Below are 17004 nucleotides of genomic sequence, written 5' to 3'. Positions count from 1 at the left end.
GAGGAAATATGCATTCCATCACTTTGCCCACCATAATGCGCGAGAACGTGATCCTGGAGCCCGACTGCGTGCGCATCCTCGACAGGCGAGTCTTCCCGTTCGAAAAATCCTTCGTGGTCTGCCGCACGGTGGAAGACGTGGCGATCGCCATCGAACAGATGGTGACACAGAGCGGGGGGCCTTTCTATGCCGCCAGTGCAGGCATGGTTCTGGCCGCGCGCGAAGCACAACTCCTTTCCGGTGAGCAGAACCGGCTTGATCTGATGCGACGCGCCGGTGCGCGCCTGATCGCGACCAGAGCGACCAATGATCATATCGCCAATGTCGTCAGGGTGTTGTTGGCCGATACAGAAACCTTCGCCGGTGCCGATGATTTTCTTGGTCAGTTCGAGGCCGCCATCGAGCGTGTTTGGAATGAACGTCGTGCGACAGCCAGACGTCTCGGGATCCATGGCGCAAGTGTGATCGCCGATGGTGACAGCGTGCTCACCCACTGCTGGGCAGAAGCAACTATTATCGAAACAGCTGCGGCCGTCAGGCGCGCAGGTAAACGGGTCAGCTTCATTTGCTCCGAAACCCGTCCCTATCTGCAAGGGGCGCGGCTTACCGCTCACAGCCTTGCGGAAATGGATTTCGAGGTAACCGTCATTACCGACAATATGGGCGCCTGGGCAATGGCGCGCGGCAACGTCGCACGGCTGATGACGGCAGCCGACAGGGTTACCATGTCCGGCCACGTCGTCAACAAGGTTGGTACGTTGCAACTTGCAATCGCGGCACAACATTTTGGCCTTCCCTACTTTGCCATGGTGCAGAGCCCTGACCGCAATACACCGACGGACGCCGACGTGCCCATGGAAGACAGAAACCCGGAGGAGAGCCTCCATTGCCTCGGCCAACGGACAGCTTCACCGCTAGCAAAAGGCTGGTATCCGGCTTTCGACGTAACCCCGCCTCACCTCGTATCTGGTGTGGTGACAAGCAATGGTGTGTTTTCCGCAAGCGCTCTTTTCGCCCATTTCGAACAAGCCCCAGCCTCGTAACTTATCTTTCGTCATGTGCAGGATGTCATATAAGGCGCAAATGCTGTGCCGCTCACCAGTGAGATCGTCTATGTTGCTGAGAAGATATTCTGCGTCTGAAGCATTTGCAGCAAAAGTGCGAAGCATTTTTACGTCGGACAGCGCGTAAAAACAAAGAGATAAAGCGCCCGACCACTTCTGTGGAATCGGGCGCTCTTAAAGATTCAGATAATGGCTTCGATCAGGAAAGGCCCTTTTTGCTGGCAGGCAGCCTTTAGTGCATTCTCAAATCCCGCCACGGTATCCACGCGAACAGCCTCGACGCCCATGCCGTTGGCAAGGCCGACCCAATCAAGCGTTGGATCGACCAGATCAAGCATTCGGCTTGCGTTGAAACCTGCAACCCCTGCCCCCACCTGCTTAAGCTCACCATGCAGAATGTTATAGCGCTGGTTCGCATAGACAATGGTCAGAACATCAAGCCTCTCCCGTGCCTGGCTCCAGAGAGCCTGTACCGTATACATACCGCTGCCATCCGCCTGTAGAGTGATCACTTTACGATCCGGGCAGGCAATGGACGCGCCCACAGCCAGAGGTAACCCTATCCCGATTGAGCCTCCCGTGAGCTGTAGAAAATCATGAGGTTCCGCACTGTATGTATGTCGGAAAAAATCCCGGCCTGACGAAACGGATTCATCGCATATAATCGAATTTTCCGGCATATGGTGGGCCAGCGCGAGCGAAATCGCTTCAGGCGTCAGTGTCCCATCTGGCATGGAGGGCTTTTCACGCTTTGCAACAATGGCGCCGGTCGTTGCGTTGATCCCGAGTTCGTCGGCAAGCATGGCGATTGCGGCCTTCAAATCCTGATGGTTCGATGCCATATCGAGAACCATGCAGCCAACGGGCAGCATACTGCTCGGCTTGCCAGGATAAGCAAAGAAGCCGACGGGTGCCTTTGCACCTATCAGGATAATCTGCTGCGTCTCGGCGAAAATTTCAATCGCTTTATCGATGGCAAAAGGCACTCGATCAAGGGCGACACGTCCTGCACCGCGCTGTATCCTGCTATTCGATTGCTGTGCCATCAGCCGTGCGCCGCTCATCGAGGCGATCCGGCCCAGCGTTTCGAGATTTTCCGCCCTTAGCGCTATTCCCGAAACGAGAATGGTCGTATTCTTTCCTGCGCGCAAAGCCTGCGCGGCCTCTCTTATCTTGTCAGAGTCCGGTTGGTCAGCCGGAATTCTCGATGCTTTCCCGGGCACGTTGCTGTGCACCTCTCCCCACGCGGCATCAGCGGGAAGGATAAGAGTGGAGATGGCGCCGGGCGCCCTGTTGGCTTCCGTAATCGCACGTGCCGACTGCCGCCCCACATCATCTGCCGATTGAGCTCTTCCAACCCAGCCCGACATCGGACGCGCCAGTGACTCTATATCGGAAGTCAATGGGGCGTCATAGGCAAGGTGCTGTGTCGCATGATCTCCAACGACATTGACTATCGGCGTGAAAGCACGACGGGCATTGTGCAGATTGGCAAGACCATTCGCCAACCCCGGTCCCAGATGCAGCAGAGTAGCCGCCGGCCTATCCGCCATACGGGCGTACCCGTCCGCGGCTCCGGTCACCACACCTTCGAAAAGGCCAAGTACGCACCGGATTTTCGGCTGCCTGTCCAACGCTGCCACGAAGTGCATCTCGGACGTTCCCGGATTGGCAAAACAGACGTCAATTCCATTTGACAGCAAGGTTTCGCACAGAAGATCGGCGCCGTTCATTTGTGTTAGTTCCCTCATTTTGAAGCGAAGTATCGGAGTGGTCGGAATGCCGATAAACCAAACCAGAACGGTTTCCGTAAAACGGCTTTGCCAAAATCGTCCTGTTTGCCTTTATCGTTTCCCGAACGCAAACCAGCCTTAATTCTCACAGTAAATCTCTAGACCGTTTTTGCCGGTATTGGTGAAACCGTTTCCATCCCTGGCAGAACTTCCCGATAGTCCTCGATATCGACACCATGCTCGCTAAGAATTTCATTTGTATGTTGAGCAAAGCGCGGCGGCTTGCGTCTATAACTGGCCGGAGTTCGCGACATCTTGATCGGACTCCCTGTACTGCGAAAATCATCGATATCCACAACCATTTCCCGGTGTTTCGTATGCGGATCGTCGATCACCTGATCGATGGTTCGAACGGCACCGCAGGGAACCCCGGCCTCAATCAAATCCTTCGCGATCGCCTTACATTCAAAAGCAGCCAACCCCTTTTCCAGTTCAGCCTTCAAGGCGTCCCTGTTTCGATTTCGCTGCCCGTTGTTTGTAAATCGTGAATCTGAAGGCAGATCCGGCTTACCGATCATCTGGCATAATATCTCGAACTGCCGGTTATTGCCGACTGCAAGAAAGATCGGGTCCGTCGCGGTCAAGAATGTGTCATACGGGCATATGTTAGGATGCGCATTGCCGGAGGTTCCAGCCACTTTCCCCGAGAGATAGAAATTCGGCAAATGCGGGTGGAGAAGAGAAAAGCCGCAATCGTAGAGTGTCGTCTCCACAAACTGGCCCTTACCGCTCGTTACGCGTTCATTCAGCGCCATCATAATCCCTATGACGGCGTTCAGGCCGGTTACCATATCGACCACCGGCAAACCGACACGCAGAGCCTGTCCACCCTTTTCACCGTTCACACTCATAATGCCGCAAGCCGCCTGGATCGCCGCATCATAGCCGGGCAAGCCGCCCAGTGGCCCGTCGCTACCGAAACCGGATATCCGGCAATGAATGAGCTTGGGGAAACGTTCAGTCAGAACTGTACGGTTCAGGCCCCAGCGCTCAAGCGTGCCGCTCTTAAAATTTTCAATGAAGACATCGGCCGTCTCAAGCAGATGCAGCAGCAACTCTTGTCCGGCCGACTTGGACATATCTAGCGCCATGCCGCGTTTGTTGCGATTGAGACCAAGAAAATAGCTTGCCGCATCATCCAGAAAAGGCGGTCCCCATCCACGGGTTTCATCCCCACCCGGTGGCTCGATCTTGACGACATCAGCGCCGTGATCCGCGAGAATTTGCCCCGCATATGGCCCACCCAACACTCGGCTTGCATCAATGACTTTCAAGCCTTGAAGAGATCCGTTGGAAACTTGCTTATGCGTCATGTCAATTTTCCTGTATTTCAAATGCATCGGACGAGAGCATCTCGATTTCCTGGCGCATCTCGGTCGCAAATTCTGGATAGGTTTCGCTAAGTTCGTCCAATATACGTCCTCGCAGCAACTGGAGGATGGAAGGATCAGGATCGGGCGTTAAATCTGGCCTGGGCGAATGATCGAAGTCGAAACCGGTCGCTTCCATAACGTCTGCCAGCTCATGCCCTTTATGCAGGCTTGTCAGACGGAAATTTTCACGTTCTTTATCAAAATGGAAAAGCCCCTTGCCCGTCAGCAACGCATATGGTCCGCCGGTTCTGTAGACATTCTTCTCGGAGACACCCGCCGCACTTATGAAATCCACTTCTTTCACCAGAACACGTGGGCTGTGCTCTTCGCGAAAAAGAATGATGCGCGGAACGACAAAGTAAAGATAGGCAGAGCCAAAGGAACCAGGCCACCGCACAGTGCTTCGCGGATAATCACCGACGCCGACAAGATTTATGTTGCCCTTCCCGTCAATCTGTCCACCGCCCAGAAAAAAGGCATCTATCCGACCCTGACCAGCACAATCAAAAAGCTCTGCGGAACCGTTGGTGAAGAAATTATGTTCGACCGAACCCAGAATCGAGATTTTGACCGCTTCCCCGCCGTCGCGCCTGTTGAGCGCACGTCGAAGCATTGCACCGGCGGCAGGGATGGGAGACGATGCTCCAACGGCAACGTGTCGCACACCTTCAAGAAGTTGTGCGATTGTATAAATCAGTGTCTCTCGAGCAAGAATTGGCATCATTGCACGGACTCCGGAGAAAGCGACTTGATATATTCTGCGAACCCGGCAGCGGTTCGCGCAAGCCCGGCATAGCGTTTCAGCTCTGCAAGATCAGGAGGATATTCTCCCCAAAGACCGTAGGGCCAGGCCCCTTTTGGCGCGACAGCAACACCCGTCACATAGAGTGACGGGAGCGTGCCTGCGGCTGTGATCTCGTCACTTAGCAAGCTGTGCTCTACAACCCTTTCGACAGTTACGATTGTCTGTCGTGAAGCATATGCCATCGCCGCCAATTCCCGGCGACGCCCCACCCAGACATTACCGAACCGGTCAGCCATTGGAGCATGGAAGATAGCAACATCCGGCTGGATGGCAGGCACCAGAACGATGGGGTCAGGATCCTTCGAGAAAGGATTTTCGATAAGGCGCCAGTCAGGCCTATTGCGTAATATATCAGTGCCAATGAGTCCCCGTATCGGCAGAAACGGACTCCCCTTCTGGGCCGCCATCAAACCGGCATGAATCGCGGGACAAGTTGAATCGAGTATCGCGACTTCACCCTGCTTGACAGCGTTACTGAACTGCGGCGCACTGCCGGCCTCACCCAGCGATACAGCGCTCGTTTCAATACATCTGACCAGCCCTGCACCGATCAGGATATCTGCCTGCACCCCCCCGGTCGGCACGCAAACCAGATGAAGGTCACTTGCACCATTTTCGACAAGCGCTCCGGTCATGGCCATCGAGACACCGGCATAATCAACCGGAATCGCGATTTTCATGCCAGTTTTAACTAGGCTGGCCAATTCGCAAAGCTTGGATCGCAAGTGACCCTCCCATTAGCCGGGCGCGTCATAAACGCGTTCTACGTTTCGTTGTGTGTTCTGTATTATAGAACCTATTTCTAAATTAGAGTTAACGTCCAGCGTAACGACCTGTCAATCCTCTAACCAGCGGCAGAGGCAATTTTCTGTGACTGCTTGACAAGCTGGGTGAACGAAATAATCTATTTATGGAATATCGTTCTATTATGTAGAACCAATGGGAGGATTTATGACCGCTACATCAAAACAGCTCAAGGAGTCCCCTGACACCACGTACATCAGACAGAATCGGACAAATATCACCTCAATGCCCTCCACAGTCATCGGAAGTAGCATTCGCATTTCTCAGGTTCGCAAGAGTTACGCCGGTTTCCTTGCAATCGATGATGCAAATCTTGATATCGCTCCTGGTGAGTTTATCACTCTTCTCGGGCCAAGCGGCAGCGGGAAAACCACACTTCTGAATGTCATCGCGGGGTTTCAGAAGATTGATTCAGGTGAAATTCTCGTCGACGGTCGTCCTGTACAGCACATACCACCGCATAAACGCGGCTTCGGCATGGTATTTCAAAGCTACGCGTTGTTTCCAAACATGACGGTGACGCAGAACGTAGCTTTCCCAATGCGCATGGCCGGGTTGGATCGAGCAACGACCGACAGACGCGTTGCCGAAACGCTGGAAATGATGCAACTCGCGGCTCATGCGGCAAAGATGCCCGGCCAGATGAGCGGCGGCCAGCAACAGCGCGTGGCGATAGCACGAGCCATTGTCATGCGCCCGCGCATCGTTCTGATGGATGAGCCGTTGAGCGCCCTTGATCGCCGTCTTCGGGAATCCATCCAGATAGAAATCCGAGAACTGCACCGAACAATCGGAAGCACCATTCTTTTCGTGACCCACGATCAGGGCGAAGCCCTTACGATGAGTGATCGTATCGCCGTTCTTGATGCAGGTAAGATCATTCAGATAGGCACACCAACAGAAATCTATCGCCATCCCGAAACACGGTTCGTCGCTTCGTTTGTCGGTGAATCGAATCTTATTGATGTCGAAGTGCTTCAAAGACGAGGAACACGGCTTTTGTTGAAGAGCCAGGCCGGTTTCACATTCGAAGTCGAAAGCGGCAACCAGGTTGATGCAAGACGGGTCACTGTACTTGTACGTCCAGAGCGCATTTCCTTTACAAATACGCAACACCAGAATTCACTCCCGGTCAAGGTGACTTCAGCCCTCTTTCTCGGAGAGTTACTGCGAATAGAAGCAAGAACGGACAGTGGTGAGAAGCTGGTAATCCGCTGTACAGACAGTCATCGCAGACCAATTCCCGAAATTGGTGAGCAGCTCTACGTAAGCTGGAGCGCCGAAGATTGCTGGGTATTGTCATGACGATGGCCCAGGGCAACGCTTCCAGTCGTATGGAGCCGACAAGACCATGGCTTGAAAGACTGAAGAATCCGTCAGTTCTTTTGCTGCCTTCTATAATCTTTCTCAGCTTCATCTATCTTTGGCCACTGCTCGATCTATTTCGCCTGAGCATCAGCGGTCCCAACTGGACAAGCCATTTCGAGCGCATATTCTCCGTTGCCCTCTATTGGGAATCGCTGATTCGAACGATGGAGATATCTGTTTCCGTTGCAATAATGTGTCTGCTGTTGGGATATCCTACTGCACTTCTTCTTCACCGCAGCCGCGGCATTGTGAAAATGCTCATAGCGACCGCAATCATTCTTCCGTATTTCATTGCGATTCTAATCCGGACCTATGCATGGATGGTACTGCTCGGTCGTAACGGTCCGTTGAACAAGCTCGCACTGTGGCTTGGTATCTTCGATGAGCCCGCACAACTGCTCTTCAATCGCGGCAGCGTTCTACTCGGAATGACAGCCGTTCTGCTTCCCCTCATGGTTCTCAGCATCTATTCCAGTGTTTCCAAGATTGATAACAATCTCACACGGGCGGCTCTGGCCAGCGGTGCAGGACCAATTGCAGTCTTCTGGCGTATCCTGCTTCCGCTTACCTTTCCTGGCATCGGCGCTGGGTTTCTGCTGGTATTCGTAACCGGCCTCGGTTTCTTCATCACGCCGACCTTGCTTGGTGGCCCCGGCGACCAGATGTTCGCGATGCATATAACACAACAAGCGGATTTCCTCACCAGTGAGGGTTTCCTTCAGGCCCTTGCGGTGGTCCTACTCCTGATTACGCTTCTGGTCGTCGGGATCGCCGGACGGTTTCTGGGTTTTGATTTCATCTGGGGTGGAGGAAAACTGGCCGAAGGCAAAAGCACTTCCTCATCCCAGAGTGATAATCGGCAAGCCCGCCAATCCCTCAAAGCCATAGTGGCAGACAGTTTTGGATGGCCACTTCTACGTTTGCTTGGAAAATTGCCGGAAAGCTCCGGCACATGGACAGTCAGGCTATTGGGAGCCCTGGTGATACTGGCCCTGATAGGGCCCATCCTTGTGGTCATCATCATTTCGTTCAGCAAGGCAAGCTTTCTGACATTCCCACCGCCCGGCTTTTCGTTGCGATGGTATCAGAAATTCTTCTCGGACTCCGAATGGCTGGCAGCATTCTTCGCATCTTTAAGTATTGCGGCAATCTCATCATTCATCTCCGTCCTGTTCGGCGCATCAGCGGCGATGGGTATCGTTCGAGGAACATTCAAAGCAAAGACGCTCGTCATGCTGCTTCTGGTCAGTCCCATCATCGTGCCACCGGTCGTGCTGGGGCTGTCACTCTACAGCCTGTTTCTTCAGTTCGACCTGATCGGCACGAGACTGGGGCTCGCAGCCGCCCATGCCATCGGCGGGATACCCCTTGTCGTGGTTATCGTGGCTGCCAGTCTGCAAGGTGTGGATAGAAGGCTGGAACAGGCTGCGGCAATACATGGCGCTTCAGCGCTGGTGGTATTGCAGAAAGTGACGCTGCCCGCGATCGCCCCCGGCCTTGCTGCGGCAGCATTCTTTGCTTTCCTGCACTCTTTTGACGAACTCGTCCTGTCCCTTTTTCTCTCCAGCGCCCAGTTGAAGACGCTGCCGCTGCGCCTGTGGGCGGACGTAAACTATCAGCTCAATCCGGTACTCGCCGTCGTCTCAACGCTGGAAGTCGTCCTGGTGGTGGGCGGGATACTTCTGTTCGGCCCCGTTCTGACGAGGTCGAAGAAAGCAAATGCGTAAGATCAATCCAAAATTCAATGTCAAAACAGGGAGGAGACAGGTAATGCGAACGGTACGAAAGCTTTTCATGGGAACAATGATTGCGTCCACATGCAGCCTGCTCGGCGTGATGGGGGCAAATGCGCAAAGCAAGGAAGTCATTATGCAGGATCCGGGCGGCGCTTATGGTGAAGCGCTCCGTTCGATCATGTATGATCCATTCGAAAAGGATACCGGCATCAAGGTCATCACCATTCAGGATGCCCGTAGCGGGCCAAAGATCAAGGCACAGGCAGCCGCTGAAAAGGCACAGTGGGATCTAACATTCATCTTTGATCAAGAAACCAAACTTCTTGGCGATTGTTGCCTCCTGGATATAGATTATAGCAAGCTCTCCGATGGAGCCCAGAAAACGCTTGCCGCGATGCCAGACAATCTGAAGCGGCAGAAGGGCGTAGCGCTGCAGGTCATTGGTGTGACACTTGCCTACAACACCGATAAATATGATGAAAAACACCCAGATAACTGGGCTGATTTCTGGAACGTGGATGCATTTCCCGGCAAACGCTGCCTGCCCGCATGGCCGCGCTTTGTTTTTGAAGCAGCGTTGATGGCCGACGGCGTCGACAAATCCGAGCTTTATCCGATTGATATGGAACGGGCGCTCAAAAAAATTGCGGAGATCAAACCCAATGTGGCCAAGTGGTGGACGACGGCCGCTCAGGCACCTCAGCTTATGCTGGATGGAGAAGCAGACATGTGTCTGGCATATGTGGGCCGTATCATCACACTCAGACAGGATGAAGGCGCCCCAATCAACATGACCTGGAATCAGGGCTTCGTCTATTATGACTTCTTTTCAATTCCCAAAGGTGCTCCCAATCCCGAGAATGCTCTGAAGCTTCTCTCCTATCGCCTTGATGCAAACCGCGCAGCCCAACTGTCGACAGCCTATCCGGTGCCCGTGCCATCCTCGGTAGTCTATGAAGCCGCCGACCCGGAAGTGAGCCGGCTGTGGGCCAATAATCCCGAAAACGTCAAACAGGCCATTGAATGGAGCGCAGATTATTGGGGTGCGCCATCGCCAGACGGAAAATCAACAAATGAAGAATATGCACAAGAAAAACTGAATGCTTTGCTCGCACAATAATTAATAATTGCCGAGCCCGTTTTTTGGGCTCGGCGCTTTTCCTGCGGGACAATCTATTCTATAGTTTTCATTTTAATACACTCTAACGCATTATCGTCGAAAGCATGTTCAGCAAGCCTGCGATGAATTGAGATACGAAACCCAAAACGAGATTAATGCAAGCGCGCAATGGATAAAGCCTTTATCAAGGGACTACGGCTGATCGAGACCTTGGCAGCCAGTGAAAAACCTCGCGGGATAACCGATCTCGCCAATGAATTGGGACTGACCAAAAGCAATGTGCATCGTCTGTTGGCGACGCTCATAGGGAATGGCTATGTTCGCCAGATTCCTCCGCATAGTACCTACGAACTGACAACGAAAATCTGGCAACTCGGTAGTCTTGTTATCAAGAGACTGAATTTTATTGAAGTAGCGCATCCGGCGCTTGCAATGCTTTCTGAACTTACCGGTGAAACCATCCACCTGTCGGTCCTTGAAGGAACGGAAGTCGTCTATGTCGACAAGATCGAGGGTGCGCATCATGTCAGAGCGCATACTAGCGTTGGTTCGAGAGCCCCTGCATGGACGGTCGCCACGGGCAAATCGATGCTGGCGCAATTGCCAGATTCCTATCTGGAACAGTTTAAAGATCTGATTACGCCCTATACGGTTTCCTCAAAGACGAGCCTTGAAGAGTTAAAAGCGGATATAGACCTGATACGTCAGCAAGGATATGCGTCTGTTCCGCAAGGCGAATGGCGGGAAGGCATTGCTGCCTGTGCCTGTGCTGTTCTGGGGCATTCCGGCGAGCTGGTTGGTGCGATCGGAATATCCGGTCCGGATACCCGGCTGAAGCGCAAACAGATCAAGGAATACTCCGTTCATGTGATGGAAGCTTCCAGAATGATAACACGGGCGCTGGGAGGGCGGAGCTTTCCCCCAAATGTGTAAGCAGCTACACAAGAAAATTCGTCCATAAGCGGCTCAACCGGGCCGATTGGAGCGCATCCCAAAAGCGTGAAGTGGTTTTCGGGGAAATATGCGTTTGATAACAAACAGATAGAAATATCTGATGATTCAGCATAGACCGGAAATGCTCCAAGTCTGCTTGAAGATCCAGTAAAATCAAGAGGTAGAGCGGTTTCGACTTCATTGAAGCCAAACCGCCCTTGTGTCTCATTGATGAACAATCGTTATGTCAACGCGGCGCAGGCTCGGCTGATCCTGTTTATCGCGTCGTTTAGCTCCGCCTCCGATATAGCGTAGGAGATACGAAAGAACGGCGACAGACCGAATGCCGACCCCGGAACAACGGCAACGAATGCCTCCTCCAGAAGATAATCGGTGAAATCGCTGTCTGTGACGATCGTTCGTCCATTAGGCGTCGTCTTGCCCAAAACGCCACCGCATCCGGCAAAAGTGAAGAAAGCGCCTTCCGGCGTACGGCATTCAAGCCCATCAATAGCATTCAAGCCGCTGACGACGATATCCCGGCGGCGCTGAAAGTCATCTCGACGTTCTTTCAAAAACGCCTGCGGCCCGTTCAGGGCTTCGACCGCAGCCGCCTGACTGACCGAGCAAGGACATGATGTCGCCTGACTCTGGATGACCGCCATGGACTTGATGAGCGCCTTCGGTCCGCCAGCATAACCGATACGCCAGCCGGTCATTGCATAAGCCTTTGAAACCCCATTAATGGTGAGCGTTCGCTTGTGTAGGCGAGGTTCCAGAGCTGCTGGTGTCACAAATTTGAAGTCATCATAGACAATATGCTCGTACATATCGTCAACCATCAACCAGACATGCGGATTGCGCAGCAGCACATCGATCAATGGACGATAATCGTCAGCGCTGTAGGCTGCACCAGAAGGATTCGAAGGCGAATTCAACAGAACCCAGCGCGTTTTTGGCGTAATGGCTTTTTCAAGTTGCTCGGCCTGAAGGCGAAACCCGAACCTGGTATCGCAGGGAACCGTGACACAAATACCGCCGCAAATTTCAACAATATCAGAATAAGATGTCCAGTAAGGGGTAGGAATAATTACTTCGTCACCATCATCGAGTGTAGCCATGAACGCATTGAAAAGAATTTGCTTTGCACCGGTGGCCACCGTGATCTCGTCATTCGAATAATCAATACCGTTCTCACGGCGAAATTTTTCCATGATTGCCATTTTCAGAGCCACTGTCCCGTCAAGCGCAGTGTACTTCGTCTGCCCCGCTTCGATCGCGGCCTTGGCTGCTTCCTTGATATTCTGCGGCGTATCGAAATCCGGCTCACCCGCACCCAACACAATAACCGGATGGCCATCGCGCTTCATGGCAGCTGCCCTCGCACCGATTTGCAGTATCTTCGAGACACCAACGGAAGCGATACGGGACGCTGGTCGAAAACCCACCGGATCGTTATCAAGAGCAATTGTCATGCTTTCAACCTTTGCAGATAAAAAATAGAAATATGATAATCGTCGAACGAGACCGGCTCACCGTCACGATGCAACTCTAAGACCGTCTAGTGCTGCGTTGCTTTGCTGTCCGTATGTCTTGAACTTTTCCAGAACGGCAGCAATCTGTGTCTCCGACAAGACTGGCGGCTCGCCAAATGGCAGGCAAAGAAGATACTGCCGGGCAAGCTCTTCTACGGTCACAGCCAGCGAAAGCGCTCGTGCAACCGAAACATGCGCTGCGACAACGCCATGATGCGCCATAAGGCACGCACGCCGTCCTTCAAGCGCGTCAATGATCCGGTCGGCCAACTCCTGCGAACCGAAGATTTCGTAAGGGGCACATCGGATGCTTGAGCCGCCCGCCGATGCAATCATATAGTGGATCGCAGGGATATCCCGTTCAAGGATACTAACGGCAGTGGCATGGGTCGAATGCGTATGTACGACCGCGTTAAGGTCGTCGCGCGCCATTAGAATATCCCTGTGAAAGCGCCATTCGCTGGAGGGTAGCACATCGCCTTCATAGCTCGCATCCCAGCGCATCGCGACAACATGTTCCGGAGCAAGCTTCTCATAGGGAATACCCGTCGGCGAAATCAGAAAGCCGTCTCCATAGCGCATGCTGATGTTGCCGGACGTACCCTTATTGATGCCGAGGCTATTCATGCTCCGGCAGCCTTCGATGATTTCATTGCGTAATGTCAGTTCATCGCTCATGCGTAACCCACTGTCTGCTTTGATATTGTAGTTTCGTGCCTGCTTGGATGCGCTGCAACCGCGTCCCGCGATCTCTCTCGCGCCTTGCATATATTGCCCCAGACGCATCGTCATTCCGAATGGAATTGCAGATTGCGGGAGTGTTCTAGAATATAGAATACAGTTCTGAATTCCAGTCTATCGCCGCCATATCTTCCTTGTCAATTCCATTATGACAACTCCGCAACCGGACAATAGGTTTTGCCGACAATCCAGCTTGACAAAGGTTGTCTACCTATACAATAAATATTTGGAATAGCGTTCTATATTTCAGAACATATAGCAACCGTATGCGATATCGCCAACAGTATCGCAGACCCTCAAAGCCAAAATATTCGAGCGGTGCCCATGCTAAACGAACTGAAGATCAAACTTTTCATCAACGGTGAATGGCGCGACGCGCTTAAGGGCGAAACGATGCCGCTTATCGATCCGGCAACAAACGAGATCGTCGGCCATATTGCACAGGCTCGCCAGGAAGATCTTGATCTAGCTCTTGTTGCCGCCGAACGCGGCTTTCGTGTCTGGCGGGAAACGTCTCCGTTCGAACGTTCGAAAATCATGCGCAAGGCCGCCAGCCTCATGAGAGAGCGGGTCGATCATATAGGCCGCCTCATGACGCTCGAGCAGGGCAAGCCACTGGAACAGTCCAGAGCAGAAGTTCTAAGTGCAGCGGACATCATCGAGTGGTTTGCCGAAGAGGCCCGGCGCACCTATGGCCAGGTCATTCCAGCTCGCCACAGCGACGTGTCCCAACTGGCAATCAAGCAGCCAATTGGACCGGTTGCAGCCTTTACACCGTGGAACTTTCCCATCAACCAAGCTGTTCGAAAGCTTTCAGCGGCGGTCGCGACCGGCTGCTCGATCATCGTAAAAGCACCGCATGAGACCCCGGCCTCCCCGGCGGAACTGGTGCGAGCCTTCGCCGACGCAGGAATCCCCGCTGGCGTCGTCAATCTTGTCAACGGCAAGGCATCGGAAATATCATCCTATCTAATTCCCCATCCGACAATTCGCAAAATCTCCTTCACCGGCTCTACTCCCGTAGGCAAGGAATTGGCTTCACTTGCTGGCCTACATATGAAACGGGTCACGATGGAACTGGGCGGACACGCGCCGGTCCTCATCTTTGACGACGCGGATCTGCAAAAGGCAATCTCCGTGACATCCGCTTCCAAGTTTCGAAACGCCGGTCAGATCTGCATCTCTCCAACGCGCTTTCTTGTACAGGAAGGAGTAGCGGAACAGTTCATCAACGGCTTCGTGAAGGCCGCCAAAGCCATCATCGTCGGCAATGGTTTCAATGACGCAATCCAGATGGGACCGCTGGCAAATGAACGGCGCGTCCTTGCCATGGAAGACCTGATAGCCGATGCCGTACAGCAGGGCGGAGAAGTGAAGACGGGCGGACGGCGGATCGGCAACAAGGGCAACTTCTTCGAACCAACCGTGCTGGTCAATGTTCCCATTTCGGCAAAGATCATGAATGAAGAACCTTTCGGCCCCGTAGCTATCATCAACCGGTTCCAATCATACGAAGATGCTATCGGCGAAGCAAATCGCCTGCCTTTCGGCCTTGCATCCTATGCCTTCACCAGTTCCGCCAGAACAGCTCACGCTCTGACCCGCGACATGGAAGCAGGCATGCTAAGTATCAATCACAACGGCCTTGCACTGCCTGAAGTGCCGTTTGGAGGAATTAAAGATTCGGGTTACGGAACGGAAGGCGGCTCCGAAGCAACCGCAGCCTATCTCGAAACCAAGTTTGTCAGCCAGATGAACTGAGTATCCCGTCAGCATCGTTGTTCAAAGCACGCACGCTGATGACCGGAATATTCGCTGGACAATCGGATACGGCAGCGCAGCAGGCATAGGTCAAGCCCATGGAAACAACCAAAGACGCGCACTCCAAAGGAACGCTGGTTCACTCGGAGACGAATGCGCTGATCGTCTTCATCTACAAGGCAGTCGTGCGAATGGAGACGATCATCTGTTATATTGCCTTCATTGCCGGTACAATCGCATTGGTTCTGGACATTTTTGGACGGGAAGTTCTCGGCCAAGGCATATTCGGCGCCCAGCGTGTCGCCGTCTATTGCATGGCAGTCGCCGGAATCATGGGCTTCTCTTATGTGATCTCCTATGGCGGTCATTTACGTCCCACCGTGCTCGACAAGCTGATTTCGCCGCGATACGACGCCTTCTTCGCACGTCTTGCCGACATCATCTCATGTATATTGTGTCTCGGACTTGCCTATGCGTCCTTCTTGTTCATCGCCAGCACCTACCAGCTCGGCGAGCAGGACATGACCCTACCCTTCAACATCTGGAAAGTGCAAAGCGTGCTTGTCGTCGCCTTCGGCTTTTCTGCGTTCAAGTTTTTTCTGTTTAGTTGCTTTCCCGGCTTACGGCCGAATGACGGAGGTGCCGATATATGACCGGCTTCTTGATTGCGGGCGGCAGTCTGGCCCTCGTTATACTACGCCAGCCCATGGTGCTGATGCTTGCCTTTGCAGTGATCTGTCTACATCAGTTCGTAGCGCGCAATTCATCGGTCGAATTCTTCATTCAGGATTTGTGGTTCACGGTTGATCGCGATGTGCTTCTGCCGATCCCCATGTTCATCCTTGCGGGCAACATCATGAGCAAGGGCGTCATTGCGCAGCGCCTGATCAACATCATGATAGAACTGACGGCCAATATTCGTGGCGGTCTTGCGGTGGCGACAATTCTGGCCTGTGCGGTTTTCGCAGCTATTTCAGGCTCATCCATCGTCACGCTCGCCGCCATCGGCTCAATCATGTATCCGGCGCTGCTGAAGGAAGGCTACTCCAAACAATTGTCGCTTGGCCTGCTATGTTCAGGCGGGACACTCGGCATCCTGATTCCCCCATCAATTCCCATGATGCTCTACGGCATCATCACCGATACTTCGATTGTTAAACTCTTCATGGGTGGCATCGGCCCTGGCATCCTCATGACGGCCTTCTTCGTGATCTATTGCGTAATCGTCGCCCCGATCTCGGCTCGTGGCAATTTCTCACTGCCTCGTCTCCTGAATGCGCTGAAACGCGGTGGCCCGGCCATGTTCCTTCCAGTTCTGCTACTTGGAGGTATCTATACCGGCTATTTTACGGCAACCGAAGCAGCCGTGGTTTCACTCGTCTACGCTCTTATCGTCGAAGGGCTGGTCTATCGAGACCTGACGATGAAAGGCTTCTCGGAAATGCTGGGGGAATCCATCCGCCTGTTCGGCACGCTTCTGCCACTTCTCGCCATCGCGGGCAGCTTCAACACCATTCTCGACTATGAAGGCATCCCGAAGATGATGGTCGAGTGGTTGAGCCAGTGGATCACCAATCCGATCACGGCGGGGTTAACACTGAACATCATCTTGCTGATTGCGGGTTGCTTCATGGACATTGGTTCCGCGATTCTGATCCTGTCGCCGCTACTGCTGCCGCTGATGCAGGCCCAGGGCTACGATCCCGTACATGTCGGCGTCATTACTACGGTCAATCTGGAGATCGGTTACATCACGCCTCCAGTCGGCATGAATCTATTCGTGGCAATGAGCGTTTTCAGGGAAAGCTTTTCGACCATAGTACGCGGTGCGCTGCCTTTCGTCATCCTGATGCTGATCCCCCTGCTGATCACCACCTATGTGCCGCAGATTGTCATGTTTTTTGTCCGCTGAACCTGCTGCAAGAAAAGAATAATACGGACCGTCATTGGGGACAGCGTAAGGTATAATAA

The 17004-nt window shown here is 53.3% G+C and carries 14 protein-coding genes; 8 read left to right on the top strand and 6 right to left on the bottom strand.

Going from position 1 to position 17004, the window contains the following annotated elements:
- Positions 1–8 precede the first annotated feature (8 nt).
- On the top strand, positions 9–1043 hold the full coding sequence (locus CQZ93_RS17935) for a translation initiation factor eIF-2B alpha/beta/delta subunit family protein (protein WP_105543958.1): 1035 nt from the start codon (positions 9–11) through the stop codon (positions 1041–1043).
- Positions 1044–1246: 203 nt separating this feature from the next.
- On the opposite strand, the gene CQZ93_RS17930 is transcribed toward CQZ93_RS17935, so the two are convergent.
- The 4 genes from CQZ93_RS17930 to CQZ93_RS17915 all read right to left on the bottom strand — a co-directional run bounded on the left by CQZ93_RS17930 (position 1247) and on the right by CQZ93_RS17915 (position 5739).
- On the bottom strand, positions 1247–2797 hold the full coding sequence (locus tag CQZ93_RS17930) for an acetolactate synthase large subunit (protein WP_105543957.1): 1551 nt from the start codon (positions 2795–2797) through the stop codon (positions 1247–1249).
- A gap of 158 nt (positions 2798–2955) precedes the next feature.
- Positions 2956–4170, bottom strand: coding sequence for a CaiB/BaiF CoA transferase family protein (locus CQZ93_RS17925; RefSeq protein WP_105543956.1), 1215 nt, complete (start codon positions 4168–4170; stop codon positions 2956–2958).
- Position 4171: 1 nt separating this feature from the next.
- Positions 4172–4954, bottom strand: a complete 783-nt coding sequence (locus tag CQZ93_RS17920) for a CoA transferase (RefSeq protein WP_105543955.1) — start codon at positions 4952–4954, stop codon at positions 4172–4174.
- Positions 4951–5739: a CoA transferase subunit A gene (locus CQZ93_RS17915; protein WP_210201129.1), complete on the bottom strand. Its 789-nt coding sequence runs from the start codon at positions 5737–5739 to the stop codon at positions 4951–4953. The genes CQZ93_RS17920 and CQZ93_RS17915 overlap by 4 nt, the downstream gene beginning before the upstream one ends.
- Positions 5740–5986: 247 nt before the next feature.
- Between CQZ93_RS17915 and CQZ93_RS17910 the strand changes: the two genes are divergently transcribed.
- The 4 genes from CQZ93_RS17910 to CQZ93_RS17895 all read left to right on the top strand — a co-directional run bounded on the left by CQZ93_RS17910 (position 5987) and on the right by CQZ93_RS17895 (position 10996).
- Positions 5987–7144 carry an ABC transporter ATP-binding protein gene (locus CQZ93_RS17910; protein ID WP_286154083.1) on the top strand — a complete coding sequence of 386 codons (1158 nt, stop codon included), beginning with the start codon at positions 5987–5989 and terminating at the stop codon, positions 7142–7144.
- Complete coding sequence (locus tag CQZ93_RS17905) at positions 7141–8934, top strand: ABC transporter permease subunit (protein WP_339561742.1); 1794 nt, start codon at positions 7141–7143, stop codon at positions 8932–8934. The genes CQZ93_RS17910 and CQZ93_RS17905 overlap by 4 nt, the downstream gene beginning before the upstream one ends.
- A gap of 43 nt (positions 8935–8977) precedes the next feature.
- Complete coding sequence (locus CQZ93_RS17900) at positions 8978–10063, top strand: extracellular solute-binding protein (RefSeq protein ID WP_105543953.1); 1086 nt, start codon at positions 8978–8980, stop codon at positions 10061–10063.
- A gap of 168 nt (positions 10064–10231) precedes the next feature.
- Positions 10232–10996 carry an IclR family transcriptional regulator gene (locus CQZ93_RS17895; protein WP_105543952.1) on the top strand — a complete coding sequence of 255 codons (765 nt, stop codon included), beginning with the start codon at positions 10232–10234 and terminating at the stop codon, positions 10994–10996.
- Between the two features lie 242 nt (positions 10997–11238).
- Here the strand turns inward: CQZ93_RS17895 and CQZ93_RS17890 are convergent, their stop codons facing one another.
- Together CQZ93_RS17890 and CQZ93_RS17885 are read right to left on the bottom strand one after the other, a co-directional pair.
- Positions 11239–12471 carry a pyridoxal phosphate-dependent aminotransferase gene (locus CQZ93_RS17890; RefSeq protein ID WP_105543951.1) on the bottom strand — a complete coding sequence of 411 codons (1233 nt, stop codon included), beginning with the start codon at positions 12469–12471 and terminating at the stop codon, positions 11239–11241.
- Positions 12472–12534: 63 nt separating this feature from the next.
- Complete coding sequence (locus CQZ93_RS17885; protein WP_105545196.1) at positions 12535–13209, bottom strand: L-fuculose-phosphate aldolase; 675 nt, start codon at positions 13207–13209, stop codon at positions 12535–12537.
- A 387-nt stretch (positions 13210–13596) separates the two neighbouring features.
- Here CQZ93_RS17885 and CQZ93_RS17880 point away from each other — a divergent pair, with 387 nt between their 5' ends.
- From CQZ93_RS17880 to CQZ93_RS17870, 3 genes are all read left to right on the top strand, one after another.
- Positions 13597–15033, top strand: coding sequence for an NAD-dependent succinate-semialdehyde dehydrogenase (locus CQZ93_RS17880; protein WP_105543950.1), 1437 nt, complete (start codon positions 13597–13599; stop codon positions 15031–15033).
- A 98-nt stretch (positions 15034–15131) separates the two neighbouring features.
- On the top strand, positions 15132–15686 hold the full coding sequence (locus CQZ93_RS17875; protein WP_105543949.1) for a TRAP transporter small permease: 555 nt from the start codon (positions 15132–15134) through the stop codon (positions 15684–15686).
- Positions 15683–16945, top strand: coding sequence for a TRAP transporter large permease (locus CQZ93_RS17870; protein WP_105543948.1), 1263 nt, complete (start codon positions 15683–15685; stop codon positions 16943–16945). Before CQZ93_RS17875 ends, CQZ93_RS17870 begins: the two co-directional genes overlap by 4 nt.
- Positions 16946–17004: the final 59 nt, after the last annotated feature.

The sequence above is a fragment of the Ochrobactrum vermis genome, assembly GCF_002975205.1.
Taxonomy (GTDB): domain Bacteria; phylum Pseudomonadota; class Alphaproteobacteria; order Rhizobiales; family Rhizobiaceae; genus Brucella; species Brucella vermis.
This window is presented reverse-complemented; position numbering and strand designations above follow the sequence as displayed.